Origin of the sequence: Chitinophaga rhizosphaerae (assembly GCF_003958645.1) — a bacterium.
Lineage (GTDB): Bacteria > Bacteroidota > Bacteroidia > Chitinophagales > Chitinophagaceae > Chitinophaga > Chitinophaga rhizosphaerae.
Genome location: NZ_RXLO01000010.1, coordinates 157,418 through 182,930 on the forward strand (window position 1 = coordinate 157,418; position 25,513 = coordinate 182,930).

Genomic DNA, 25,513 nt, shown 5'->3' on the forward strand with positions numbered 1-25,513 from the left:
TACGAAATTATGTCACCAACTACGAGAGCTGAAAATTCGGCGCGGGATACGCTTGCCATTGATCCAACAACGGACTATGGGCCGGTCTTGAAAGCCGCGGGAATAGAGTACGAAGTAGAGAATTATTACTATAAGCATGGAGCTCCCACGGCAACGCAGGGCTGGATCATACATATATCAATTGTCCGCTGGCAACTTGAGCACGCTCTCGCCGAAATTCTACCTGTCCTGGCCGGGTTAAAAACGCCCTTCAAGGTGGTTCAGAATAAGATGGTAGCAAGGATGATACTCGATGGTGCACTGGGTCTGGAAAAACTAGGAAAGGTCATCACGCTATATCCTAATTCCAGTGCGGCTGCCATAACCTTGATTGTCAATTTGGAACCAATCACCCAAAAATATAAAGGGCCTAAGATCCTAACCGACTTGGAGGTAGGCACCAATATTTACACGAGATTCGGTTCTTTCGTGCCGCCATCGAATTTGCCCGCCACTGTCATGGCGCCAAACGGACAAACAGAGACTGATCAATATGCTATCCCCTATACCCCTCAGCCCTGGTTAAATGTGCCATTTGAAAAGGTCTCGAAACCGAAACAGGTGAAGCAGTACCAATACCGAGTCATGAGCCCATTACGGGAAAATCCAAAAGGTGGAGTTTTCAAGGGGGTATACCTAAAAAATGGCCTGATCCCCAAGGTTTGTGTGATTAAGGAAGGCATTCGAAATATGTGGAGCAACGAAGCGGACCTGGATATGGGCGATCGGATTAAATGGCAGTACGATCTATTGCGATTGTTCGAGGAAGATGAAGTATTTCCGAAGGCTTACGATATCGTCGAAGAAGAAGAAAGGATTGTCATTTTGATGGAATTTATCGAATCAGTCACCTTGCGTGAGTTTATAGAAGCAAAGAATAAAAGTTCGGTTCCGTGGATTGCAATGTCACCGGATGTCAAGGCAGAAATATTGAACGTTCTCAAGCAAACTGCCCTGATAATTGAAAAAATGCACCAAAAAGGGATTTTGCATAGAGATATCACGCCTGAGAATTTCGTTGTCACCGAAAAGAATAAAGTCCTGGGACTAGATATAGAAATGGCATATGATATCCAGCAGGGATTTCCTTTGCCAGCCTTTCAGTTTGGCACCGAAGGGTTTGCACCCACCAACCAACGGGACGAAAATAGGATTCCAAAATCTAGCGATGATATCTATGGACTTGGAGCAACAGTTTTTTCTTCGATCACTAATGTGCCTCCAGGTGTCCTTTCTGGTCAATCAAAGGAAAGGCGGTTAGAGTTATTAAGAGAACTAATTGGAGATAATATAATCACTAAGATGATCTACGAAAGCGTTCATCCGGATGAGCGTCGCCGGCCTAAGGCAAGCGATTTTGTTGCCGCACTCTCCAATGCTCCTGTTGCTGCTGCTGCTGCTAGTTATCAAGTGACGAGAACGAAGGTTAATTTTGATGAGCAAATTAATAGAACAATTGACTTGAGTTTAAATGCTCTATTAAAGTACAAGCCATTTTCTAGGAACGACCTATGGCATACGCCAAAATATAATTCCGCTGGTGTCGGAGCGGTACTCAAAGCAAGTTCAACTTTCTTTGAAGGTATATCAGGTATCCTATACACGATCTCCTATGCGAAGAATTGTGGCACGAATGTTAGTAATCTCATGAGTGTCTATAAAAGAAATTGGCAATTTATTGATGGTAATTATCTGCAGTCATTACCAAATGCTGAAGGGGGGTTAAACAACGGCTATGGAGTCGCAATTGCTCTAAACGAAGGAATCAAGGCAGGGATGGTGCCAGACTCAGAAGTATTCAAAAAACTAATAAGACAGTGTCTCAATACGACAAGTAATAATCCGACGTTCTACTCAGGCCTGGCGGGAAAACTCCTAGCAATAAGCCAATGCGAAAGTGTATTCACAATGCATGAAAAAGATCAACTTATTCAGGATGTGTCACAACATCTTTGGCGAGAGATGGATACAAATCTTTCATGGATTTATGAGGGGACTCAAAAGCAATCTAAGCCATCTTCAAGCTTCATATATGGAAACTCAGGAATTCTCTTTAGTTTAATAAAATGCGATTTTTCCGCAGATAAGAAAGATCTAATAAAAGAATGCCTGGACAAATTAGATATGGAATGTGAAAGAAATATGGTACAGTTAGCTACTTGTGGTATTTCCAAATCTAATCGGCTTCCCCTCTTTTTAGATAACTGTCTAGGTGCCCTCCTGGCTCTTACTGCAGGTTATATTAGGACCGGAGACAAGAAGTTGCGAAAAGCCATTATTGAGCATACGCTCAATTTGCCAGACTCAATTATTCTGTCAAACATGACAATAAATGGGGGATTACCTATGCTTCTTGGAGTGCTGATTGGTATCCACAAGGCGACCGGTGACGATCTTGTCAAGAACAAGATGCAAAAGATTGCCGATTTAATAGTCATGCTTGCAATTAGCAATGAAGACTACCTTTTATGGCAACCAGACTTTCAAGTTTCTCCGAACGTGAGTTTGCTTGGTGGACAAACTGGAGTTTTGTATTCGCTAATTAGATACAAAAACTACCTACAAGTATAGAACGAATTCATCTCGTAGCTACAGTTGAATAAAACGCAGCCCATATCTGCTTTAATATGGAGGGGGAAGCCGAAAACCCATCAGAGTAGGCAATATTTCTTTTTTTTTTTAAAAACTTTCAACTATGAAAAAGTATTTCATCGCCTTTGGCGCTCTTGCCGTTGCTGGTATCGCTTTTGCTGGTGGTCGCGCATCTATCTACGCTACTGCAACTGACCTATATGTAAAAAAATCTGCGTCTGTGTGCACTAGGCTTGTAAACGCTGCCAATGTTATTTCCAGCCAACTTATCACAAGTGGTACAGGCCAGCAAGCTCAAATCGTAAGCAATGGAGGTACTGCATTTGACCTGTTCGAAGATAACGCATGTACACATGCAGTTTATTTCCCCAACTAAGAGTTAATACTGCAAATAACCTTCAAAGTGCAATTCGGCACTTTGAAGGTTTTGCCACGCCTATTACCAAAAACAAAGTATATGGAAACCTTTCGAACTATGCCAAATTCTACGTTGATTTCGAGAGCTGTGCTAATGATCTTCTTTTCTGTAAATGGCGTGCAATCAAAATCAGTCCCATTGCAATTGTGGGCATTCAATCCGGCGAATTCCACATGTGTTCGTATCATCAACACTTATGGTCCTTCAAGCGCATTTACGACTAATGGGTTAAGCCTCCAATGCCAAATAATTGACTCATACGGTGTTTCTTGGGACGTGTATGAAGATAGCTCCTGTTCAAATCCCGTCTTTCTAAACTAAAATGATTTGTATATGAAAAGGAAAACGCTATTCGTAGCACTTTCGCTTTTATCCGGAAGCGTTACGGCATTCGCCTGGAAAGCTATAGAAAGTTTTGCAACAGCAACTGACTTGTATGCATACTGCCATACAAGTGGTGTGTGCATCCGTTTAGTTACTACCTCGAACGTAATTGCAAGTTCTATTATAACTAGTGGTTTTGGAATTCAAGCTCAAATTATAAGCAACTCTGGCACCGCATATGACTTGTATGAGAACAATACTTGTACAAGGCCGGTATATTTTGTTGGTTGCTAAATACTGTTATAGGAGCGACCGAAATCGCTCCTGTACTTTAATACCCACTATTTTGTTCTAAAAATGGATTGCGCTGAATTTCCACCAAAGGAATGGGCATGTCAATTTTGAATACCAACCAGTTAGGCTTTCTTTTCTTTAAAACATCATTCATACGGCCGGTTCTTTTTAAGTCAAAATATCTTTGACCATTTTCCCAAAACATTTCCTTCCTTTTCTCCATTATAACAAGCCCTATGGCCTCCTCAATATTAGTTGCGGAAACTATGCTCGCCAGGCCACTTCTTAACCTTATACGATTAATATCATCAACGGAACTTTGAAATTGACTTAATCGTGCATACGCTTCAGCACGTACGAACATTATTTCAGCCAATCTCATCAATGTATAGTATTCAGTCGGCTCGATTGAAGGAGAGCTCTGTTTGGGTCCATTTTTATATTTGATGCTAAAAAATCGTTTTTTACCGGAAGTAACAGCGCTATCAATCCAATTTACCCTTCTAAGATCTCCGTATTCAAATTGAGCCAAAAGGGAATCATCCATCGCATATCTTGGAATCGAACCTGTATTAGGCACCATTCTGAATCCTTGCGAAGTAACATTATAAGGATATAGAGCTGGATTCAGCGCCCATTGAAGTATTGCTTCATGACTTGAGCGAAGGAAAACGTCTTTATGGTTCGGCTCAAGGAAGTATGTTGAACTATTATCGATAACTGCAGATGACGTAATAATTGACTTCTGCCAATCACCTGCTTCTAAATATAGTTTGGATAATAGTCCCAACGCTACAAACTTGTTAACGCGTATTCGCTCATTTAATGCATTATTATACGATTCGTCCAAAAGGCCGGCAGCTTCTTCGACATCTTTGATTATGTTCGTTAGAATTTCTGCTTTCTGGCTCCGCCCAACTTTAGAAGTAGCGCGCCAATCGGTTGAAGTAATGTAAGGCACTCCACCAAAAATATTTGTTATTTGGAAGTATAAAAAACTTCTAATAACAAGTACTTCTCCGAGTAGTCGGTTTTTAACAGATGCAGCCAAACTGGATTTTCTTAGTCCCTCAACACATGCATTAGTTTGGTAGATTTGAGCGTATGCCTTTGCCCAAAATCCGGAAAATATGGTCGCGTCATCCGGTAATAACTGGGTATTATAATAGTTTCTAAATCCGCTAGTTCCAACAATCACACTTTCGTCAGTATACAATCCCAATACCTCGGCCAAAAGGCCATTGCTGAACTCTGGGGTCGTTCCAGTATTATTGATCATGCCATATATGCCTGATACGGACGATACAGCATTTGCGCTATCTTCAAAAGCTTCACCTGTAGTGATAGTATCCAAAGGTGGGGGGATTTCAATCAACTTTGTACACCCGCTTTCAATCAGCATAACGACAATCAGAATAATTAGAATATTCTTGAACTTTGTTTGTATCACTATATCTTTCATATGCTCCTTATTTTAAAATGAAAATTGAATACCCGCAGTATATGCAGTAACCGGAGGCATACCACCAAACACTTGAGTCTCTGGGTCAATGCCGTCATATTTGGATATCGTGAATAGATTTTGACCTCGCAAAAATATGCTTCCATTTTTCAACAAAAGTCTACGCAAAGCACGTTCTCCTAGATTATACATCAGCGATAAATTGTTTAATCTAATGAATGAGGCATCTGTATATGCTCTGTCAGAATACTGTAGTAGGTAGTCTTTCTCGTTGGGTTGGGTAGTGAATCTTGCAAATTCTGTAATATCTCCAGGCTTTTGCCATCTGCCGAGAAATTTTTTACTGATATTGTTAGCGACACCGCCCGGGCCAATAGACGCAAGAGCGCTTGCCCCATTTTGTTTCCTAAATTGGAAGAATGCATTTAAAGTAAACCCCTTATAGCGGAATTCCGTTCCGAATCCACCATCAAACTGAACACTCATATCTTTATAATAGACATCTTCATCTGGAGTAAAAGAACCTGTATATGTAATCGCACCATCTTTATTTATATCATCATACTGATATTGTCCGGTTTGCGGATCCACGCCTATGTATCTCAGTAATCTGCGTATATTCAGGGGTTCCCCGATCTTGAATTGCCTTGCATATGGTGACGATTCCAGACCTGGAAATTCAAGAAGCTTGTTCCTGTTAATGCCAACATTAAAAGCCAAATCCCATGAGACATCTTTCGTTTTTATTATCTTAGCCGTGATCATAGGCTCAAAGCCAGTATTTTGAACTTTTGCAGGTGTATTTGCGGTTACATAGCTAAATCCAGTGGCAGTAGGTAGCAAGTATTGCACTAGTTGATTTCCAATCCTATTTCTATAAACGGAAATTTCAAACAGAATTCTGTCCTCAATAAAACCAAGCTGTAAGCCAAATTCTAGTTTTTTATCTACTTGCCATTGGAGTTCTGGATTCGCATGTTGTTGGGCAGTGTATGCCGGAATACCATTATATGTTGCTCGACTTTGCCAGCGAGTTAAGAAAGCATAGTCACCAATTAAGTCTGAACCTGTTTTTCCTGCAGAAAAGCGAAGTTTTCCAAAACTTAATATATTGCTTGATCTAAGGAAATTTTCTTCTGAGAAGATCCATGCTAGTCCAATCGCGCCAAAGTTGCCAAATCTGTTTCCTTGACCAAATCTCGATGAACCATCACGTCTGCCAGAAGCGTCAATGACATATTTATTCGCCCAGATTAAATTTAATCTCCCAAACACTGCGTTATATTTATATTCACCGGCAACGTCACTAGCATCTTTTTCAGCCGCATTTATTATGGAGTTAAGAAGTTTATCGTTTACGTAACCTGTTCCAGAGATTCGATACCCATCCTGTTCCGTACTTTGGTATGTGCCTCCCACGACCATTTTTACTTCAGCCTTAGATATCATCCGCGTATACTCCAATTGAGGTTCGACAATTACTCTGGTGCCTGCATTTGTACCAAAATTTGCCCTGCCAGTTGGATTTGTGTTTGGATTTTGAGAAGCTATTGGAATGGTCGATTTCTGACTGAGACGATTGTTTGAATAGCCAAGAGACGTTGACGCTACAAGCCCATCGATCACTTTATATCGTAAGTTGACATTACTATTAAGCAAACTAGTCTTGTTGCGGTATGGCTCCCTTATTGCACTAAATGGGTACATGCTTGACGCGGGTTCCCAACCAATATAGTTGAGTGCACCGCCCTCAGTCGTAATTGCGGGAGCATTCGGAGGAAGTAATACGCCCCCACCTAACGCTAGTAGATCCATGTATAATTGTGAATACATTGCGGTCGCTGCCAATGAAAACCGTTTATTAATACTCTCATGCTGGACGTTAAACTGAACCGTGGCTCGCCAATCTTGACCAGAGATTGTATTGAAGTTATTCTGATTATGAAAGGTCCCAGACAACCTAAAACTTGTCCCTTTTTCGCCGCCTGAGACACTCGCATTAACATCGAAGGTGTTTTGAGTACCATTCCAGAACTCACTTTGCCAATTGGTATATCGAGTTGTGTCCCAGACCAAAAAATCATAAGCATCGCTTTCCTGGGGTACAAAGCCATCGTTAGCAAACGCTTCCTTCCGCATCATTATGTATTCACTCGTGTTTAATAGTTCGTAACGCTTCGTTATTACATTTACTCCCTTAAATGCACTAACATCGAACTTTGTTTTTCCACTTTTCCCTTTTTTTGTAGTTATTATTATTACACCGTTCCCTCCTCTCGATCCGTAAATAGCGGTTGCGTCAGCGTCTTTTAATATTGATATCGATTCTATATCGCTTGGACTAATGCTGTATATGGGACTCTGACCATTTGCTGGGCCATTTATTTCATTTTGCGTAAATCCCTTCGATCCGGACTTGTAATTTTGGGCGCCAAGCGAGAGTATCGTCAAGGGCACCCCGTCAATTATGTAAAGTGGTTCCGGGATTAGTGACGGATTTATTGTTGACCGTCCTCTCAATTCGACCCTTATAGGTGCACTGGCGTAGCCAGATGTTTGGGTTACTACTAAACCGGGAACCTTGCCTTGAAGTGCCTGCAACGGATTAACGACGACTTGACGTTGTATTTCTTCGGCGGTAACAGTTCCAATGTTTCCAGCATGTATGCGTTTTGAAGTTGTTCCATAGCCTTGAATAACAACTTTGTCAAGCTCTGACACAGCCGGCATTATAGCAATCTCGAATTTAGTCCTGCCATTTAACCTTATACGCGAAGAATTAAATCCAGTATAGCTTATGGTCATTAAGTCATTCGGGTCGATGCCTGATATTGTAAAATTTCCTTTTGAATCGGACATAGTGCCTTTCCCTGAATACTTAAAAAATATCGTTGCACCCGGCAGGCCAATACCTGCGGTGTCTGTTACCCTACCGGTTACTGTTAACTTTCCTAATTGACTGGTATCAGATAGCGTTGGCAATACCTCAGCAGCTTTCATTTGGAGTCTAGCCGTCAGCACGATCGTCTTGTCCTGCACTTCGTAGGAGAACGGTTGCGACATCGTGATCCGATCGAGAACGTCGGTCAGTGTGCAGCCGTCGCAGGAGACATTAACCGGCTTGGACATGTCCAGGCTCCCCTTAAAAAAGAAGAACGTAAACCCTGTTTGACGTTCCAGCTCATGAAGCACGTCGATAAGCTTTGCGGACTGGTACTTGACCGTAACTTTCTGCGCCATGCCGTCCCCGGCAAGGAGTTGGAATGACAAAAGCAGGAGGACAAATAGAAACGCATTCATAATCAGTGTTTTGCGCAGAAAGCGGTAGCAAGACCCACGCGCCACCACCACTTGCCTGTGAGCGGATGATTCCATAAATTTGAGTTGTTAAAAGGTGAAGAAATGTGGCTGTCAAACCATTTTCTAGCTCACCTGGCAACATCCGACCGCACGGGCCTAAACCGTGCGGTTTTTCAGTTTACCAGAGAGCGGGCCGAATTAAAATTTCATTGTTGGTTCAATTTTGGAACTTTTTTGGCAGGCAGTGTTTCCATTTTCTTTCTTGCTACGTCTAATTGAATACCGTTTATTTTCTTCTTTTTTGAGTGTCCGTCACGTAGTATCCCAAGCTAGCGATGGTCATTACCCGCACATTTTGCCCAGGGCTACTGCAAAACAGTAGCAACGAGCAGGCACAAACAACCGATGAATAACTTTCAGGGGATAAGAAATAATGGAGACAAATGAATCGAGCAGATCGTTAGGTGGTATCCGGTGTTGGATATTGCTATCCTCCACCGGCCTGCCCTCGCCCGAAAACGGGTCGGGGAGGGTCGGCGCTGAGTGGTGGTTCCTTTGGGGAACGTGAGCAATGGAATGAATGTTCCGCGGGCGAACACAGGATTAGGCAATGGTTAAGATCTCTTGACAGTGATTCCACAAGGGATCCCAAATAACTTTTCAGGCTGGCGACACCTAAGCCATCAGCCTGGAAGTGAATAGTATGCTTCCTCGATGAACATGTGATAAAGCTGGAATTCCCGTGATAGAAGTATCTTGGACGACCGGCTCCTGTAACGCGCGGACGATTGTCGCAAATGTACGTTGGTCTCTTTAGTAGAGCTACTCTCATGTCAGATTGATCTTTATTACTACCCTTGAATGTTTAACCAGGCGATCTTAGATCAGGATCAGACGATGCACCTAGTTTTTGATTACTTACTGTTCAACTCTTTTAGAAGGTACGATACTGTTACTGTTACACAGAAAACTAAAATATCTTTTGAATGTACGGGGAACATTTGCGTTTAGATTTTGCACAAGGATTCACAAAAATTAAATCCGCCATCATGTTCCCACTGCTACCAAAATATTTATGTTGACGCGGACATGCCGCAACTTTTTTCATTTTCAAAAGAGGCTTCGGGTCGAAACCGATGTCCTCTAAATTTGGTCGTCACTCGCCTCTTTTCGCTCCCGTTTTCACCGACCGAGCTGCTGTACTGTCACTATGGAATGCTGTATCTATCCCTATGTTTTAGAGGTAAGAGGTCTCAGATCGAAACCGAATCCTCTGTTATTTTCCAAAGTCAAAATCAACAGTTGGTTTTATGATGCAATATTTTTCCAATACTATTTATCTCCGTTACGCCGCTATCCCACTGCCTCCCAGAAGTCTCGATTGAAAAGGGTCACGGGCCGATACCGAACCCTCGGTTTCTGCTTATGATTTCGTTCTTCCGGGCAATCATTACGAGCTTTCCCAGGAGAAAGTCGATGTGCGCCCGAATAATAACTAATATTTTCTCTATGCCAATGTTGCTATACACCGGTTGAAATATGAGGTTTCAGGTTGAAACTGAATCCTCTGTGAACCAGATGGATGATTAGTTGTTCGTATTACACCGATCTTTAAACGGCGCTGCCGCTAGTAAGCTTGCAGGCATAATCCGGCCAAAATATCCAATATGGTCCATCAACTACTGGCTTTATTTTTTTCAATTTTTTGGACCTACGAATCAAAGAGCCCTCAGGGCGAAACTGAAGCCTCTGTCGTAAGATTGAGTTAAGTGGACGCTTTTCCATGGCGATCTCTGATCTAAACCAAAAATTAGATTCAATTTTGTTATATATACACGATGATCTTGCGATCTTTTACTTCATATTTAACGCCGGCGGTCTTCAAGATTCCCAGTATCTGCTTGAGACCAGCGGTTCTCAGCAACGTGCCAGTGGCGCCGGTCGTCCGATTCTGGGCATCGATCGTTGGATCGTCGATGAACTCTACGTCTACATCATACCAAAGCGAGATCTTCCGCATCACGGTGCTGAGCCTGTCATCATTGAAAACGAATCGGTCCATGGTCCAGTCGATAACAGTATCCGCCTCTACCCTGTCGGTCACCTGGAGCATGTCATTGGATTTGTCAACGCTTACCTGCTGCAGCGGCGCCATAATTGTTTTGGACGCTCCTTTTGTTACCTGCACTTTGCCTTCAATGAGGGTGGTTTTAACGCTCGTTTCAGAAGGATATGCCTGGATATTAAAGCGAGTGCCCAACACAGTTACTTCCATTGGATTATTGGAAGGCGGGGAAGCGACTTTGACGACAAACGGCAACCTTTCATTGCGCTGTACTTCCAGGTAGATTTCGCCCTCGATCAATTGGATTTCCCGGATTTTGCCGGTAAATGAGGAGGGATATCGGACTTTGGTGGCAGCATTGAGGTATAGCTTCGAGTTATCCGAGAGGGTAACGATATACTTGCCGCCGCGTGGTGTCGAAAGCTGGTTATATACGACTTCGTAGTTATGATGGACGTCGTCGTACTGAAGCGCACCGCCCTTTTGGCGAATGGATGCGCGCCCCTGATCGGCGAGGTGGCCGCTGTCGGCGCCATCAAGTACGATGGTTTGGCCGTTCCCGAGGGTGAGGGTCGCTTTGTCCGACCCAGGAGTAATAGCCGCCATTTGATCTTCAGCGGCCGGTATGGCCACGCCGCCCTTATTCCACATATACACGCCAACCACCGCAGCGAGAATTGCGGCCGCCGCCAAATATGGCCAGGTCCGCCAAAATCGTGGCGGGGTGGATCGCCGTGTTTCCATTCGGCCCGAGAGCTTCTCGTTCAATACGTCCTTAACCCGACGAGACGACCGTTCCATCTGGATGTAGTCCGCCTTAAATGTGGCTTCATTGATGAGCCGCGTGAATAGCTCACGATTCTGAGGATCTTCCAGCCATGAATCAACCGCTTGCTCCTGCTCGTTACTGAGCCTTTCTCCCATCACTTTTCTCGCGATCGCCTCTGAAAGTCTATCACCATTGATTTGTTCTTTACTCATCGGTCATTTGAAATTGATAGGTAGATAATTGCCGGTCTCCGATTTCGAACTAGCCAACGTCTTTTTTGAAGCCTTTCTACTATTAGGAGTAAAAAACACCTCCTTTCTCACAAGAAATTCAAACTTTTTTCAAACATTTTTGTACTGACTGAAATTCAATACGTTATACGTTAAAAATAGTCAGGGGTGCCCCTGCCCTGTATCGATGGCTTACCCTATCGTGGAACGTTAAAACAGGTTTCGGAACAACAAAATAGTAGAGGATATAACAGTAACCAGGCTGGCCATTCTCACTTGCAATGCGACATTTACTCTGCTACGTGCATTGTCGATGGTCCTTGGATTGAGGTTGAGAATCTCGCTGGCCTCTTCAACGGAGAGGTCATTTACGATCATCAATTCAAAGACTTTCTGGTCTGTTTTAGGAAGGTGGGCAATTTTTTGTCGCATCTTTTGATAACACTCACTTTCTACTTCGGATCGGAATACGGCCGGGTCTTCAGAGATGGGTATATGCTCCCTGATAGTGCGCGCTTCCTTTTCGTCTCCCATTCGCCGCTGGACGGCCCGAAATGCTTCGTGCCGAACCGTGGTGGCCATGTAGGCGCGTATGCTGGCGATGCCGTGTTCGGCGCCAATCTTTTCGCGTTTGTCGAATAAGGCCACGAATGCCTCCTGAACGATATCCTCGGCCATCTGGACGTCGCGGGTGATACTTTTAGTGAGCGTAAAAAGGAAAGGAAATAGTTCGTCATACAGAGCTTCAAAGCTCTTGGCGTCCCCTCTGCGGAACTGTTCAATGAGTTGTTGTTGCGATGTCCCCATGCGTGTCTTCGATTGTAGACGCAGCCATTTGGCTATTCGTCTGTTCAGCACTTTTGGTAAGCAGTCAAAAAAATGGGGGATACTAATTCCAATCTGCTACTACAGCATGGTCCGTGCCAAGTTGGTTGGACGCCATTCCACGCGGGTGAATCATTGCCTTATCCGGTTACCAGGGCTCGCACTTTTTCAAATGCTTGCCGAGGCCAAATTTGATTAGTGTACCAAAAATGGTTATTGAATTCGAAGCTTCAATAAATAAGGTTTAATGCCTAGTGCTACTGAGGAGACCGATCAATGTGGATGAGCCTAAAAGGATATCCCGAAAGCTACTTTTTCCAATGAAACATGAGGAGTAAACAGTTTCGGGTCTAGGGCCATCGCACGTTTATGTGCAATTATCTGCGGACAAATTAATGCAAATTCATCAATTTATATGACTGCTCTTAGAAACTTATTTTCCCATCTATGTAACCGTTTGTGCCGGTCTTCTAATTTAATAAAAAAAACGCATAATACGTCATCCTGTTTGACTATTTGGGTGTAATGAGCTAAATAAGCGTACAGCGTACATTTCTCCACATTATTTTGTGTTTCCCGGCTTTTTCGTTTACTTAGCAACCATTTCTTTAGTGTTCAGGATTTTCATCAGCCCTAACGGGGGGCCAATGATCACTCCATAGAGATCAAACAATCACTGGCTAACCGGCCAGGCGACCTTCAACCAATCCTTTTTTGGCCGCTTTGGGCAAACACTCCTCCTCCGTTTGTCAAAAGCACGCACAGTACACTTTCCCTTTCCAGGGAAGGGCGACGTAGCTATTCCATGGTGGCCATTTGGGTTGACGACAGCGCCTGGTAAAACCTTTGGGAATGACTGAAAATTCAGGCAAGGATAAGGCCATGACTACGGCCGAAATCCTGAGCGCGCTCCATGTCAGAGACGAGCGTGCACTAGTTGGGCTGCGTGCGCATTTGGGCCGGCCCTTAAAGATTTACGCGATTAAGGTAATTGGAGACATTTGGGAAGCAGAAGAGCTTGTCAATGATATCTTCCTCAGTCTATGGGCGAAGGCTGAAAACTTCAAGCACTTTGAGGAGGTCCGAAATTACCTATTCAGGGCTATCCGGCTGGGCAGCTTGCGTAAGCGAAAAAATCTCAACAAAAGGGATCTTGAAGCTGCTACCAGCGCATATGAGAACCTCCAGCTCGATATCGCCGAGGCAGAGATTCGTGCCAAGATGTTCGATAAGCTGTATGCAGCTATTGAATATTTGCCTAAAGGGCAAAAACTGATAGTTGAACTTACATTGGTGCACGACATGCGTCCTGCTCAAATTGCCAAAGCACTCGGCATCTCTCCACGAACAGTCAGAAATCAAAAAAACGATGCGCTCAAGGCGCTTCGAAAAAGAATGTTTCCTGCGTCGGCGACCCGCACAAACCGAAACACAGTAATCGTAGCGCGAAAAAATGGGCCCCGGAAAAAATAAAATACTATAGAGGGTTACATTCGATTAAAAAGTGCATGTTCTGTATTATTCATATCAACAAGTTTTATTCAAGGGTTCCTTGCTATTCCGTCGAGAACGGCGAGCCAGCCCTTGGTGGTTGTGGAGGAGGCTCGTACGCTGCACTTTCGTCGTCAGCGCACCTGCCTCTCCTTTTTTGCAGATATATGGGAACACGTCGCACCTATACATAGGCGATCTTGCTGAAAAGTCCAAAATCAAATTTAGGCACTCGCCCCACTTCCCCATCATAATAGCCATTAAATACGACTATGCGAAAGCTTTAAAGAAATAATTCTTAAGATTGAGTTACGTTTATGCTAATCCGGCATATTCTGAATAGACACTCTTTTAATTCTTAATGATGGCGGTCTCGCTGTTTTGTCGAAGATGGCGACTCTTTCCAGAAGGTAAATGGGCTCGTTTGCTGCACCTTGGTTGTCGGCGAACGAGCTTTTTGTATTCCCACTATCGCTCTATCATGTATTCGAGCGCGTCCCAATATTTTGTGGCCCGAACTTTCATGCATGACCTTACAACATGCATTGCAAAAAAAGAGAAAAGGAACCTACTTTCATTGTGATGAATGTCTATCGGGTTGGCGCACGTCCGTGAACGGTCAGAAATCAAAAGAATCAGCCGACCCTGGGCGCTTTGGGAAAGGAGTTCTATTGCCCTAGCGACCCAGAGAAACAAAACAACGGCAATTGCGGTACGAAAATAGGCCTGCGTTAAAAATAGATGCTTATAGTGAGTTACATTTACCCCAAAAATGCATGTTATAACTGGATTTATTTTATAATAAAGTTTGATTCCAAGGGTTCCTTGTTGACCGGTCACGGACGACGAGCCCACTCTTGGTGGTTAGAAAGTAGCTCGTCTGCAGCGCCTTCGTTGCCAGCAGACCTGCCTTTTTTGCCAATCTGGGAATCATTAACTCTTTCATTGGCGCTTATTCGCTCGCTTGAACCGTCCTCAATTGCTAGGACACATTCACATAAAACGGGTTTCGGAAACTCAGCTACATGCTGGAGTGTAAAAGTGGGGCGTTGGAAATTTGCTAAAAAAACGTTCCTGACTGAGTTACGTTTGGGTCGATTAGGTATGTTCTATAGATACAGTTTTTAAAACTATAGGTTGGATACATCGTCTCCTTTTCCAGGATGGCGATCCTATTCAATAGCAGATGAGGCTCGTTTGCTGTACTTTCGACGTCAGTGAACCTGCCTTTTTTTCGACTATACGGGTTTACCGAATCACGGCGCAAATTTTAAGCGCGCGCCATAATTCCAGGAATCCAGCCTTTATCCCATTTCATACTACCTGCAGTTCCGTTTAAGAAAGGACCGCCAACTGCATTATTGAATCATAACGGCTCCTGCCACTTCATATTAGACTGACTCTAATTGCCAAATGAATAGCCACCGGGTCCTTGGGAACGGAGTCTCTTGCAATGATAACCCCTCCTAAACCACTACGGGAATTCAGCCACAATAATGGCTGTAAAAGAAATAGATAAGAAAAGAGGGTCACCTTCGATCAAAATGTGCATGTTCTAAATAGAATTATTTTTGTATAAAGGTTTACCCCAAGCGTTCCTTGCTGACCGTTCTCGGTTGACGAGTCTACACTTGGTGGTTAAAAAAGTAGCTCGTTTGCAGTGCCATCGCCGCCAGCGGACCTGCCTTTTTTGCCAAGTTATTTTCATAAGTTTCTACGTCTGACTATTTCCGCTTCCCGGAATATCTCTCAGTTGCCGGTACACATTCTCATACGACTTGTTCGGAAATTCAGCTACCTGCCGAACTATTAAAGAGAGCTGTTCGAAATTTTCCCAAAAAAAATATCCGTCGTGAGTTACGTTAGGCCAAATCACGCATATTCTAATATGGCTGCTTTTATACTAATTAGAGGATGAGTTGCTGTTTTACCGAATATGGCAATTCCTTACCGCTTGGTAAAAGAGGCTCGTTTGTCGGACTATCGACGTCTGCGAACCTGCCTCTTTTCGTTATACCCTGTTTAGAACAAACATAGGTAACCTATAAATGCTCCCAGGATTCAAGTAGGTCCAACCCTCACATTGTGGGAATTTGGCTTAAAAAAAGCCTCTAAAAGATAAGTTACCTCCTTTCTTTACGAGCAAATACAAAATTTCTGGTACAGGAGGGTTATATCTGATCAAAATATGCATTATCCTAATAGTACGACTTATGTTAAAAAATTGGAAGAAGGAAGGGCCCCTACTTGCTTTTCTGGCGGGGAGTCGCCCTTCCCATTTTTGAGCTGGTGATTACGAATCCAGTTCAGACGCCCTCCGGATTCCCGGCATTTAACGCTGAATCCCGCCGACAGCGGCGAATACAGAATAAGCCCGACGGCTTCATCCCCTTTGCTTCCGGGCCTTACACAGCCGATATTTCAATTTTCAATCTCGGTCCCATAGTTTTCTCACGCCGTTGAGCAGCTGCTCCCGTTCCTATATTAGAAAAGGTGGATAAGGCCCTCTACGCAGCATTTTTAGGCCAGCGAGCACGATAAAGTATTCTATTCACAAAAACGCAACGATACAGCCCATGAATTCCTGTCAGATGGACAATAACTCACGCAGTTGCCAAGAAAATCAAAAGAAATTTCAAAGGCGAGGGTTACAATATCATATTTCCTGCATATTCTAATGTAGGATAAGTTAATGACAAACGTGAAGGGGGTACCTTACCGTTAGCTCCCTGACAACAAGCTACCCTTTTTTGGCTGACATGGGCCCTTACCTTTAAGCTGTCATTGGCATACACGAACAAACCGAATTGATTCATAATACGAGACATCACACGGTGCGTGGTGGGGTACCTGACTGTTATTTGTGCAACAGGAAACGGTACCCTTTTTTCAATTTTCAACTGTAGAAAAGTAAAATTGCTAAAACATGGAGAGTCTGGCCAGGAGTAACCCGTTGTTTGAACCACTTGCAAAGCTATCTTTTACGCTCAGGGAGGAAGTCAGAAGGAGTTCACATAGCGCCGGATTTGGGGATGCAATTCCAATGCATGCGTATGTATCTCCGCTGCCCGATACAAACGCAGCCTTGAGCTACCTGAAACAATATGAGAGCACCATCGGAAACTCTCAGGATGCCAATGCAAACGACGAACTAACTCCGATCCGTTTGAATCAAAACCTCGACCGGCAAAAACGCTCATTACAAGAGGGAAGCGCTCTTGGCGGGAATACTGATTTTTTCGGGGTAACGTGCCGCATGTTTAAGCCCATACCCGAGCAATCGGTAGTGCGGCAAGTTAGCCTGGGTAGCGGCCGGATTGAGTTGCATAACATGAGCATAGCCGAGCTTTTTTTGATGGCACTTTCGACAGAGGACGTCCCCATGCTCCGCTACGACCGGCTTGAAACGATAGATCTGCCCGAGGCCTCAAGAAGGCTGATAATGCCGCCAGTGGAATCACTCATCAATTGGGATCAGCTCTTCCAGTATCAGTGGCGCACACAGCATGGTGTCTGTTGCGACTTACAGACGGGCATCGCTTTCGATAGACTCAAATATGCCATGCTGCTGGATTATCTGAACATGTTTTTCGGGCACCTTATGAATATGAAAGGCGCCATTGAGTTTCGCACCAGGAAGTCTTATTGCCTGGTGAGGATGAATGCGACAGAAGAGATCGCCAACCGGCCAGCGATGCAACAGCAGGATAACAAAGAACAAAAGGCTTTTTCAAACATACATATGTCTAAACTGGTCGCACTTATTGAGCAAAAAGGCCATTTCCAGTTCACCTATCCTGTTATCGATTGCACCGGATATCGATGGCCTGTAAGTCTGGAATTGCCCTGGAGTTTTAAGGACCCGCTTGAATTGAATGGGGCGCTGCGTGCATATGGGTTCCAGTTCATCGAAACTGCTGCCCAAGTTCCCTGCTTGCACCTTTTCAAGGTCCGTTAGGTATCACCGTATACAAGATTTTCAAAATCGGTTAGTGCTCTGAAAACGGTAGGTTTAATGACCGATCTGCCGTGGCCCCGCCCCCAACTGGACTGGGCAAGGGGGAGGACTACGGTTGTCCCCCAATTTTATTGGCTATTACTACCCAACCAACACAAGTAAGGACAGTCATCTCTTTCTTTCAATGGATAGTCGCGGCTATCGAGCAAATCGACTACGCGCTATGAATCGTTAGAGAGAGTTGTCCGTTGCATGCAAGCACATTGGCACGCAACTCTCGAGGGAGTGATCTCTATCACTTGCCCTCCCTTATTTTATGTCACAACACATGAGCTTGATAAGATTTTGATAAAAAACCATCCTATATGCCGCGTCTTGTTACACTGGTACTGTTATTAGCCGCATTCGGAGACTCCTACAGTCAAATGCAGCTAAAAGGCTATGTCGTCAAGCAAAATGGGGATACCGTCTCAGGTAAAGTGGTGCTCAATCACGTCATAAAAACACCTACGGTAGCCTGGATTGTTGATCAAGACGGGGACTCTACCCAATTTTATCCTTCCCGTGTAACTGAGCTCGTTATTCCCGGCCATAGCGTATACCGGGCGGCGACCGTTACCCTTGACCAGGCGCCCTACCGTATGGATTGGGAAACGCTGGACCACTGGAGGGACAAGTCACCGGAAAAGCGTTATACGTTCGAATGGCGCTACCTAAAGGTACTTGTGAAAGGGCCGGTGTTGACCTTACTGTATCTAAGAGATTGGCGAAAGCGATTTTTTATCAGTGACCAGGATGGCATTCGCGAACTATCTTATCATCCGACCTGTGATGAATCAGATGCAGAGGTTGCGCGTCTCTCTGTGGCCTACCTCAAACAACTGTCCGAGGTATTTGCGAGCAAAGGCATTGCGTTCGAATATGATAAAAAATGGGGCTACAATAAAAGGGACCTGATGGAAATTGTCCGCGCACTCAACGAGCGGTTCGGTCAAGTCAAGTATGATGCTTCGGTAGAGGCACCGATTGCTTATACACAACCATACTATTTAGCTGCTGCCAACTGGGTAAAAACGCGTGTCCCCTCTCCTGTCACCAAAGGCGAAGGCTTTCTCAACGATAACGGATATTCACTGATGCTCGGATTTGGCAGCCCGCTGAAGCTGCCGTGGTTGCGGCGACAGGTGACGCTACTGCCGGAGTTTTCGGTCACCTGTTTTTCGACAAGTTTTAGTAGCCTGGAGTGGCCTAATGCCAGCTTTAACCGAGATAAGATCGGATTTGTTGTCAACTTTTCGCTGGCCACGTTCCTATCTATAAATCCCTGGAGAGTTGGCAGGAAGTTGCCTATGTTAGCGGCTGGCCTGGAAACGACGATGTCTTTGTCAGGATACAGGGACGCCGAAGATCTAACAGGTGCCAACGCTGAAAAAGACCTTGTCCGCCAGAAAAGATTTTTGTTGACACCCGTATTCAGAATTTTGCAGCCCATTAACAAAGGGTACCTTATGACGGGGTGTAGTTTACCTAAAGAGATTTTTTACTGGAAAGGCATTTGGTCCAAGACCCAAATGTTTTACGCCGGTATCGCGTTCACCATCGATAGCGATTGACGGATGCGAGAAATTTGGGATACTCATGTACGACTAATGCGCAGGTGCATCCCCTTGCACTTGTAAAGCGGGGCTGATGTCTATCATGCCCCACTATTTTTTTGCTTCCATTACGAAATTGACAATACCCCATATTTAACTGCTATATTATGATGAGAGCTTTATTCACTATTATTTATCTTTTTCTTGTCCAGGCTGCCATTGGCCAGCGTAAAATGAATGCCTATGTCATTGAACTGAACGGAGATTCTACCTTTGGTAAAATCGATATTTACGGGCTTTCGGAAACACCGGAGAAAATTAAGTTTTATGACGAATGGGGCGATAAAAGATATATTACGCCAGATGATATACGTGAGTTCGGTTTACCTGGCTATTGCTCCTATGTGTCGGCCTCTGTGTTTTCCGATTACGCAAATTATGAATTCAGGAAGGAGAACCTTAACAGCAACCCATTTAGAGTAAGACAGCAGCTGTTTCTCAAAGTGCTGATAAAAGGACCGGCTATTACATTACTCTATGCCCAAGATGGGCGCCGGCGTTTTTTTATTCAGGAAAATACAGGTAATCAAACACTCGATTATCACAAAATCACACTAGAAGTAGAAGCCTGGGGACGGAATGTATCTGATAGTTTCCGGGTAGAGATGGCGAATATATTAGCACACCATGGCGCCACGTTTAATTTTGGAACTGAAATAGGCTACAACCGGCGGGACCTGATGGAAATTGCAAGGGCACTAAACCAGCAGGTTGGCCAGGTCACCTACGATGCTGACGACGAAATCTCCCTTACCGATCGGCAGCTTTATTTTATTACTGCGCTCAGTCGCATCAGTACCCGAGGCAATTATCCTGCTGGTGTCAAATCCAGACACTTAACAGACTCCAGAGTTTCATTGTTAGTCGGATTTGGCATGCCAAGAAAATTCCCTTTCCTAAAGGAACATTTGACCTTTCGGCCCGAATTTACCGCTGTTCTGTTTACGCCGAGGTTTACTTCCCCCAGTGGAGAGGATGAAGAGGCGCAGGTTATTAATTTAACATTTACCCCACTTGTCGCTGTGAATCCCTGGAAAAGCAATCGGCATCGGCCTGCCTTTGCACTTGGATTAGAAGCGACGTATTCGTGGTCAAATTATATTATGGCGGAAAGCTATAGGCGTAAACATGGAGGGGCTTCAGATTTCCCGGTCCAAAAAGAATGGTGGATCACCCCTACGTTCCGGGTAATGCAACCTTTTTCCTGCGGAAATTTCGTGGCGGGCCTCAATTTGCCGCGACATATATTCTCACGAGAGGGCATTTCGTCGCGCACGCAATCGATTTATGCAGGCGTCATTTGGCACATCAGCGGACTATTGGAACCACTGTGAGCTCATACAATCGATTTCCTTTATTTACCAGGCTTAATGAAGAGCAGATGAGACAAGTTGGGATCGTTTTTGATCCGTTCGATCTCAAAATATCGGATTTCATTGATGTCATCCTTAATACGTTGGAAATTCGCATTGACCTCCTCTGGAGTAATATTACGAATGACGGGAATTTCCTGGTAAGCGGCTTCTTCGGCCGCAATGGCGGCGTGATCATTTTGGATCATGCTATGAAATGCCTTTAGCTTGATCGGCTCAGTTGGCGTGTCTGCCATCAGTCCCACGAATTCCCCCGAGGAAAGCTGGGCAATCCTGGAGGGAGGAACTGCCATTTCCAGCTGGGAGTTTTTCGAAACGCTGGTGTCATTTCTGTTAATCGAAACGGAGTCTCTCGGCTGTACCACTTTGCCGATACGGTCTGATACATCCTTGGCCGCCTCTCCTACAGTCTGACCGCAAAACAGATTACCGCAAATATTAAGGAGAATTTCCGCCTGTTCCTTGCTGTAGTCCCGCTTTAACTGGCTGTATTGCTGGATAGCCAGCGTGATAGCACAACGGTACCCGCGTGCAATTCCGATAAGATTGGGCACTGTATTCCAATAGACCGTGGGCAGCTCATCGACGATAATAGAGCTCGGCAGCTTACCCTTCTTTGTTACCAGGCGGGAGAGCCTGGTGAGATATAAGGAGTGTACGGCACCGTAAGTCTGAACACGCTGGGGATTGTTGCCGACGCAAACGACTTTGGGTTCCTCGGGATTATTGATATCCAAGGTAAAGTCATTGCCGCTAAGGACATAATACAGGGACGGTGACACTAGGCGCGCCAACGCAATCTTGGCGGAAGCCACTTGCCCCTCGAGTTGCTCCATAGCCCGGTTAAGGTAAGCCGAGACAAAGGGGTTCACCAGGCTATCCAGGGCCGGGTCGGTCCCCAGTATCGGGAACAGGTCATCGTAGTGTAGGTTCGCAAATTCGATGACGTGAGGCAGCGTACAATACTTTCCCCCCTTGTAGTTTCTTAAAAACCAGATTAGGGCCGTCACAAAATTTATTGGGCTCTCCACAAAGAACTCGCCACTACGCGCGGTCCACTCACGGTTGAGGGCCATGAGCAACGTGCGGCTGGATTCGGCTGCGTCGGCGATGTCATCCATGTGTTCCGGCGGTATGACATTGCATCGATGAGTTCGGGAAAGGTCATCAAAGTTGACGAAGCAGAATCGCGGAGGAACGGGGTACTTGTCCTGGTGCTTTAGGAAGGCGTTATAGGCGATGATGCTCAGATCCGGCCACTTAAAGTCATAAACAAACATCGTGTAGCCTTTGCTGATCATCTGGGTGATATAGTGCCTAATTACAAAATAGCTCTTGCCGGCACCTCCGGACCCGATGATCATGGTGGCACGGAAGGGCGCCACTATATTGATCCAGCTATCTCTAACCTTCCCGCGCAGCTTATATTTGGCCGGCAGGTTAACACTGTACTCGTTGACATGGCGCTGCTCCCACTGGGGGAAGGTCTCGTTCATTTCATTGAAGATGTCCTTATCGAGCTCAACTTTGATAAGTCGTGATATCCTGGCACCACCGCTCAGGAGCATCAGGTAACCCGTAATGGTGGCAGTTGAAAAAAGGCCGGCGACTACTTGCGGATCCAGATCAAGGTGGAGTAAGGCCATAGCGCCCCAGTAGAGGGCGGTCCCGAGGGCGATCAGGATGATAATTGTGACCGGCTTTGCTTCGGTGTCCTTTTTACCCTTATTCGCAATCATTGTCAGGGCAAGCAGGCCCAGGATCACCGCTTTGAAGTAATAAGGATTGGCTATGACCGGGAACCGGCCGGCCTTCAGCAGCTGCCTGTCAAGGAATGGCGAAGTCGCATTCCAGGCGTCAAGGGCCCCGTGGCAGCAAATGTAAAGGTGGACGCCCAGCAGCAGCACGCCACAAAGGCGCACAAAATCAATAACCCCACGTAGCATCTGCTCGTTCTCTCCAGTACTCATGGTTGTAGAGCTTCAGATAGCGACCAGTGTGGGGGGTGGTCCCTGTTAGGAAATCAGGTGAATATGTATGTCATAATGCAACTCCGGTCATTGCCAGGTTGTACTTTCATGGTGTCAGCTTTGGCAAGGTTACCTAAGCCAAGAAGGGGCCAGCCTACCGTTTCTTTCTTTTCTTTTTCCGTGCCTCCTTCAGCAATTCAACCGGCAATCCTTCGTAAGGGGCTTCCGCATGTACCAGCTCCTCGAAAACGTTGAGCCGAACCATTCCCATGAGGCTGTATCGGCTCAGTTCCCTATGAAATGTCGCTTCGATGCCTTGTCGATCCATACGAAAAGCACGGGCCGTTCCCTGGGGGCGCCCTAGATTATTACGCAAATACTGGTCGATGTTAGCCCGTATAGGTCGTGCACAGCCTGGTGGCAGGTGGTCAGCCCGCAGATAAAAGATGGTCTGCCCATCGCTGAATTGGCTGGCTTCAAGTATGAGCCCTTGCGATCTCCAGTAGCCCAGGACCTTATCAAACCCGCTGCGGAAATCGGTACCCGTAAGGACGCTCCTGACAATGTCACGATTGAGTGCCCGCTGTATTTTCGAAGCAGTCAGTAGCCGGGCAGCCACGCCGGCAGCACCGAGGGATTTTCGCAAGTCACTCCCTTTAAATGCGACTGCTTGCCGGTTGTCTACAAAAGTGATCCCTGATAGGTGGCCCTGCTCATTGTACCGGGTTGACACCGTGATACCAGCTGCTTTTAACGCGCGAATGAGCCCACTCATAGTAACACCACGATCAAGGACGGCTTCCACCTGGCTGGCCAGTTTGGGCCTGAACGCAATTTTTCTGGCTCGGTCTTCCTTGAATTTTCCGGTCAAAAGCTTCAGGCCGGCATTGTCGGGCAGCCCGTTCCAACCGTGCACATAAATGGAGCTCGCCCGAATTTGCGCACCGACTTTGGTGCCGGCGGCATTAATGGCGCTGTACAGCAGGCCACCGCGCGCTCGCAATAGCGAATCCGGCTGGCCGGGATCTGCGACTACATTAAACTGCTTCAGAATCGCATTGTATTCGGCCAGGGAACAGAACTTATACTTTGAGATAACAGCCCGGATGATGGCCGAAATGCTGGCTTTTTGCTTCTTTCCGGCCTGCAGGTACTGCTCCAGATCCAATGGCGGGATTCCCTGAAGGAACCCGGCCCCCTTCCCTTCTGCTTTCACGAGCCCGAAGTCCTGTTCAATCTCGCGTCGGGCGATGGCACCCTTCGTGGCGCCAATGCGGTGAGTGGCAATTCTGCTGCCGTCCGAGCGAATATTGGTCGAGACAATGTGTATGTGCTGGTTACCGGTATCTTTATGCAGGTAAACCAGGAAGGGCTGCTCCCCAAAGCCTGTTTTGGCCAGGTAGCTCGAAGCAATCGTTACCAGTTTTTCATTGTCTAGCTGTTCTCCGGGCGCAAAACTCAATGCGATGTGGGCAATATTGGTCTTTGAAATCCGGTTCTTGACGGTCAGCTTTTCAAATCGGGCCCGTTTCTGGGCAACGGATAAATCCGATGCGTCGGTCCCAAAGCCCACCGCCGCGATACACTCGGCTACGCCCTCTTTTACCTTGTTCTCATTGTAATGCAGAACATGTTTGAGGCTTTTGCTCATATTAAATCGCGCTATCACCCTCCTCAATTTTCAAGTGCACATATACGGTTCACCCTTCCAATACCCTATCCAGTAAAGCTCATTTTATGAGTAAACGCTATCCGCTTTGCCTTCCCCGCTGCCGCTGCGCATGATGGTGCTGATCATCGTTGCTGGGGTGCTGCACGGTTAGCTTGCCCAACAGCGCTTCGTCCATTTCTGAGCAGAAATACAACCGCTGACACTTAAAAGCTGCTTCGACAGTGCATGGAGCTAGCTGCTCGTCTAAGAATGTCACTCGCCCTATGTCTGGCAGCAGTTTGACAAAAACGGCATATTGCTCCTTGATCGGCTCATCCATTTTGACAAAATCGGTGTTATATTCCGTATCATTACCGTCAATATATCGGCTACTGATGACCTTTCCACAAGCCCCGATGGGGAAACCTTCGTCATCGATTTCAAATCGCTTTCCCTTATACTCGCATGCGATGAGGACTTCCCGAATCTCCCGCTTTGACTCGTGCTTGATCCAGTCATCTTGAAGCATCACCTGCTTACAATCCGATAAGCTCTCTGAGCTAAAAGTGATGGTCGCGCTATGCCCGAGCTCATAGATAAGACCTCCTTGGTCTTGATGCTGGTGCCTGACGACGTGGAAGCGTGCAGCTTCTTCACTCGGGACAATAAGCCGTACGCCATCCATCAGTTCTGTCCTACCGGCAGCCAAACGGTAAAGCGCTCGCAGGTCACCCGTCAGATTGATCGAGAAGTTGGGTATAGCGGATAACTCCCTGACAATATCTGTCTGAGGTGTAACGGAAGGCACAATGCCATGCATCTGCCATTTCAATTCTGCAGCGAGGTTCTCAGTCAAATGAATATGATAGTTCCCTTCCCTCATTTGGTCCTCCTCGTCGGGCACCCAGGCATTGCGATTACAAAACTTGACGGCTTCATTGTAAGTCTGAAAGCTTATCAATTGAATTTGGTCTCTATTTCGAAAGGCCCCCTCGAATGCAACGAATCGGTGGCCTTGTTCTTCAAGGCGTCCTAATTCCTTTTCGACGGCAGCCCACCATTCCTTTTCCATGGCATTGTGTTTGGGTGATTGTCAA

The 25,513-nt window shown here is 45.6% G+C and carries 13 protein-coding genes; 6 read left to right on the forward strand and 7 right to left on the reverse strand.

Annotated elements, in window-relative coordinates; genetic code table 11:
* The first annotated feature begins 9 nt into the window (after positions 1–9).
* Together EJ361_RS21220 and EJ361_RS21225 are read left to right on the forward strand one after the other, a co-directional pair.
* Positions 10–2,610: a class III lanthionine synthetase LanKC N-terminal domain-containing protein gene (locus EJ361_RS21220; protein WP_126248069.1), complete on the forward strand. Its 2,601-nt coding sequence runs from the start codon at positions 10–12 to the stop codon at positions 2,608–2,610.
* 124 nt (positions 2,611–2,734) lie between these two features.
* A complete protein-coding gene (locus EJ361_RS21225; protein WP_126248071.1) occupies positions 2,735–3,007 on the forward strand; it encodes a hypothetical protein in 273 nt (90 codons plus the stop codon).
* A 697-nt stretch (positions 3,008–3,704) separates the two neighbouring features.
* Here the strand turns inward: EJ361_RS21225 and EJ361_RS21230 are convergent.
* The 4 genes from EJ361_RS21230 to EJ361_RS21245 form a co-directional block, all read right to left on the reverse strand.
* A complete protein-coding gene (locus tag EJ361_RS21230) occupies positions 3,705–5,129 on the reverse strand; it encodes a RagB/SusD family nutrient uptake outer membrane protein (protein WP_126248073.1) in 1,425 nt (474 codons plus the stop codon).
* 12 nt (positions 5,130–5,141) lie between these two features.
* The gene (locus tag EJ361_RS21235; RefSeq protein ID WP_164714352.1) at positions 5,142–8,429 is read right to left on the reverse strand and encodes a SusC/RagA family TonB-linked outer membrane protein; all 3,288 of its coding nucleotides are present in this window, start codon (positions 8,427–8,429) and stop codon (positions 5,142–5,144) included.
* A gap of 1,825 nt (positions 8,430–10,254) precedes the next feature.
* The gene (locus EJ361_RS21240; RefSeq protein WP_126248077.1) at positions 10,255–11,475 is read right to left on the reverse strand and encodes a FecR family protein; all 1,221 of its coding nucleotides are present in this window, start codon (positions 11,473–11,475) and stop codon (positions 10,255–10,257) included.
* Between the two features lie 228 nt (positions 11,476–11,703).
* Positions 11,704–12,300, reverse strand: a complete 597-nt coding sequence (locus tag EJ361_RS21245; protein ID WP_126248078.1) for an RNA polymerase sigma factor — start codon at positions 12,298–12,300, stop codon at positions 11,704–11,706.
* Between the two features lie 870 nt (positions 12,301–13,170).
* Here EJ361_RS21245 and EJ361_RS21250 point away from each other — a divergent pair.
* The 4 genes from EJ361_RS21250 to EJ361_RS21265 all read left to right on the forward strand — a co-directional run bounded on the left by EJ361_RS21250 (position 13,171) and on the right by EJ361_RS21265 (position 20,756).
* The gene (locus tag EJ361_RS21250) at positions 13,171–13,791 is read left to right on the forward strand and encodes an RNA polymerase sigma factor (RefSeq protein WP_126248080.1); all 621 of its coding nucleotides are present in this window, start codon (positions 13,171–13,173) and stop codon (positions 13,789–13,791) included.
* A 2,944-nt stretch (positions 13,792–16,735) separates the two neighbouring features.
* Complete coding sequence (locus EJ361_RS21255) at positions 16,736–17,767, forward strand: hypothetical protein (protein WP_126248082.1); 1,032 nt, start codon at positions 16,736–16,738, stop codon at positions 17,765–17,767.
* A gap of 365 nt (positions 17,768–18,132) precedes the next feature.
* Positions 18,133–19,380 carry a hypothetical protein gene (locus tag EJ361_RS21260; RefSeq protein ID WP_126248084.1) on the forward strand — a complete coding sequence of 416 codons (1,248 nt, stop codon included), beginning with the start codon at positions 18,133–18,135 and terminating at the stop codon, positions 19,378–19,380.
* A gap of 149 nt (positions 19,381–19,529) precedes the next feature.
* Positions 19,530–20,756: a hypothetical protein gene (locus EJ361_RS21265; protein WP_126248086.1), complete on the forward strand. Its 1,227-nt coding sequence runs from the start codon at positions 19,530–19,532 to the stop codon at positions 20,754–20,756.
* A gap of 20 nt (positions 20,757–20,776) precedes the next feature.
* Here the strand turns inward: EJ361_RS21265 and mobC are convergent, their stop codons facing one another.
* The 3 genes from mobC to EJ361_RS21280 all read right to left on the reverse strand — a co-directional run bounded on the left by mobC (position 20,777) and on the right by EJ361_RS21280 (position 25,488).
* Positions 20,777–22,765 (reverse strand): conjugal transfer protein MobC, encoded by a 1,989-nt coding sequence (gene mobC, locus EJ361_RS21270; protein ID WP_126248089.1) that lies wholly within the window; start codon positions 22,763–22,765, stop codon positions 20,777–20,779.
* Positions 22,766–22,919: 154 nt separating this feature from the next.
* Positions 22,920–24,416: a relaxase/mobilization nuclease domain-containing protein gene (locus EJ361_RS21275; protein ID WP_126248091.1), complete on the reverse strand. Its 1,497-nt coding sequence runs from the start codon at positions 24,414–24,416 to the stop codon at positions 22,920–22,922.
* Positions 24,417–24,513: 97 nt separating this feature from the next.
* A complete protein-coding gene (locus EJ361_RS21280; RefSeq protein ID WP_126248093.1) occupies positions 24,514–25,488 on the reverse strand; it encodes a hypothetical protein in 975 nt (324 codons plus the stop codon).
* Between the last annotated feature and the right edge of the window lie 25 nt (positions 25,489–25,513).

Coding starts and splice junctions, on each gene's coding strand:
- EJ361_RS21220 (WP_126248069.1), top strand. CDS start 10: ATGTCACCAACTACGAGAGCTGAAAATTCGGCGCGGGATACGCTTGCC.
- EJ361_RS21225 (WP_126248071.1), top strand. CDS start 2,735: ATGAAAAAGTATTTCATCGCCTTTGGCGCTCTTGCCGTTGCTGGTATC.
- EJ361_RS21230 (WP_126248073.1), bottom strand. CDS start 5,129: ATGAAAGATATAGTGATACAAACAAAGTTCAAGAATATTCTAATTATT.
- EJ361_RS21235 (WP_164714352.1), bottom strand. CDS start 8,429: ATGAATGCGTTTCTATTTGTCCTCCTGCTTTTGTCATTCCAACTCCTT.
- EJ361_RS21240 (WP_126248077.1), bottom strand. CDS start 11,475: ATGAGTAAAGAACAAATCAATGGTGATAGACTTTCAGAGGCGATCGCG.
- EJ361_RS21245 (WP_126248078.1), bottom strand. CDS start 12,300: ATGGGGACATCGCAACAACAACTCATTGAACAGTTCCGCAGAGGGGAC.
- EJ361_RS21250 (WP_126248080.1), top strand. CDS start 13,171: ATGACTGAAAATTCAGGCAAGGATAAGGCCATGACTACGGCCGAAATC.
- EJ361_RS21255 (WP_126248082.1), top strand. CDS start 16,736: ATGGAGAGTCTGGCCAGGAGTAACCCGTTGTTTGAACCACTTGCAAAG.
- EJ361_RS21260 (WP_126248084.1), top strand. CDS start 18,133: ATGCCGCGTCTTGTTACACTGGTACTGTTATTAGCCGCATTCGGAGAC.
- EJ361_RS21265 (WP_126248086.1), top strand. CDS start 19,530: ATGATGAGAGCTTTATTCACTATTATTTATCTTTTTCTTGTCCAGGCT.
- mobC (WP_126248089.1), bottom strand. CDS start 22,765: ATGAGTACTGGAGAGAACGAGCAGATGCTACGTGGGGTTATTGATTTT.
- EJ361_RS21275 (WP_126248091.1), bottom strand. CDS start 24,416: ATGAGCAAAAGCCTCAAACATGTTCTGCATTACAATGAGAACAAGGTA.
- EJ361_RS21280 (WP_126248093.1), bottom strand. CDS start 25,488: ATGGAAAAGGAATGGTGGGCTGCCGTCGAAAAGGAATTAGGACGCCTT.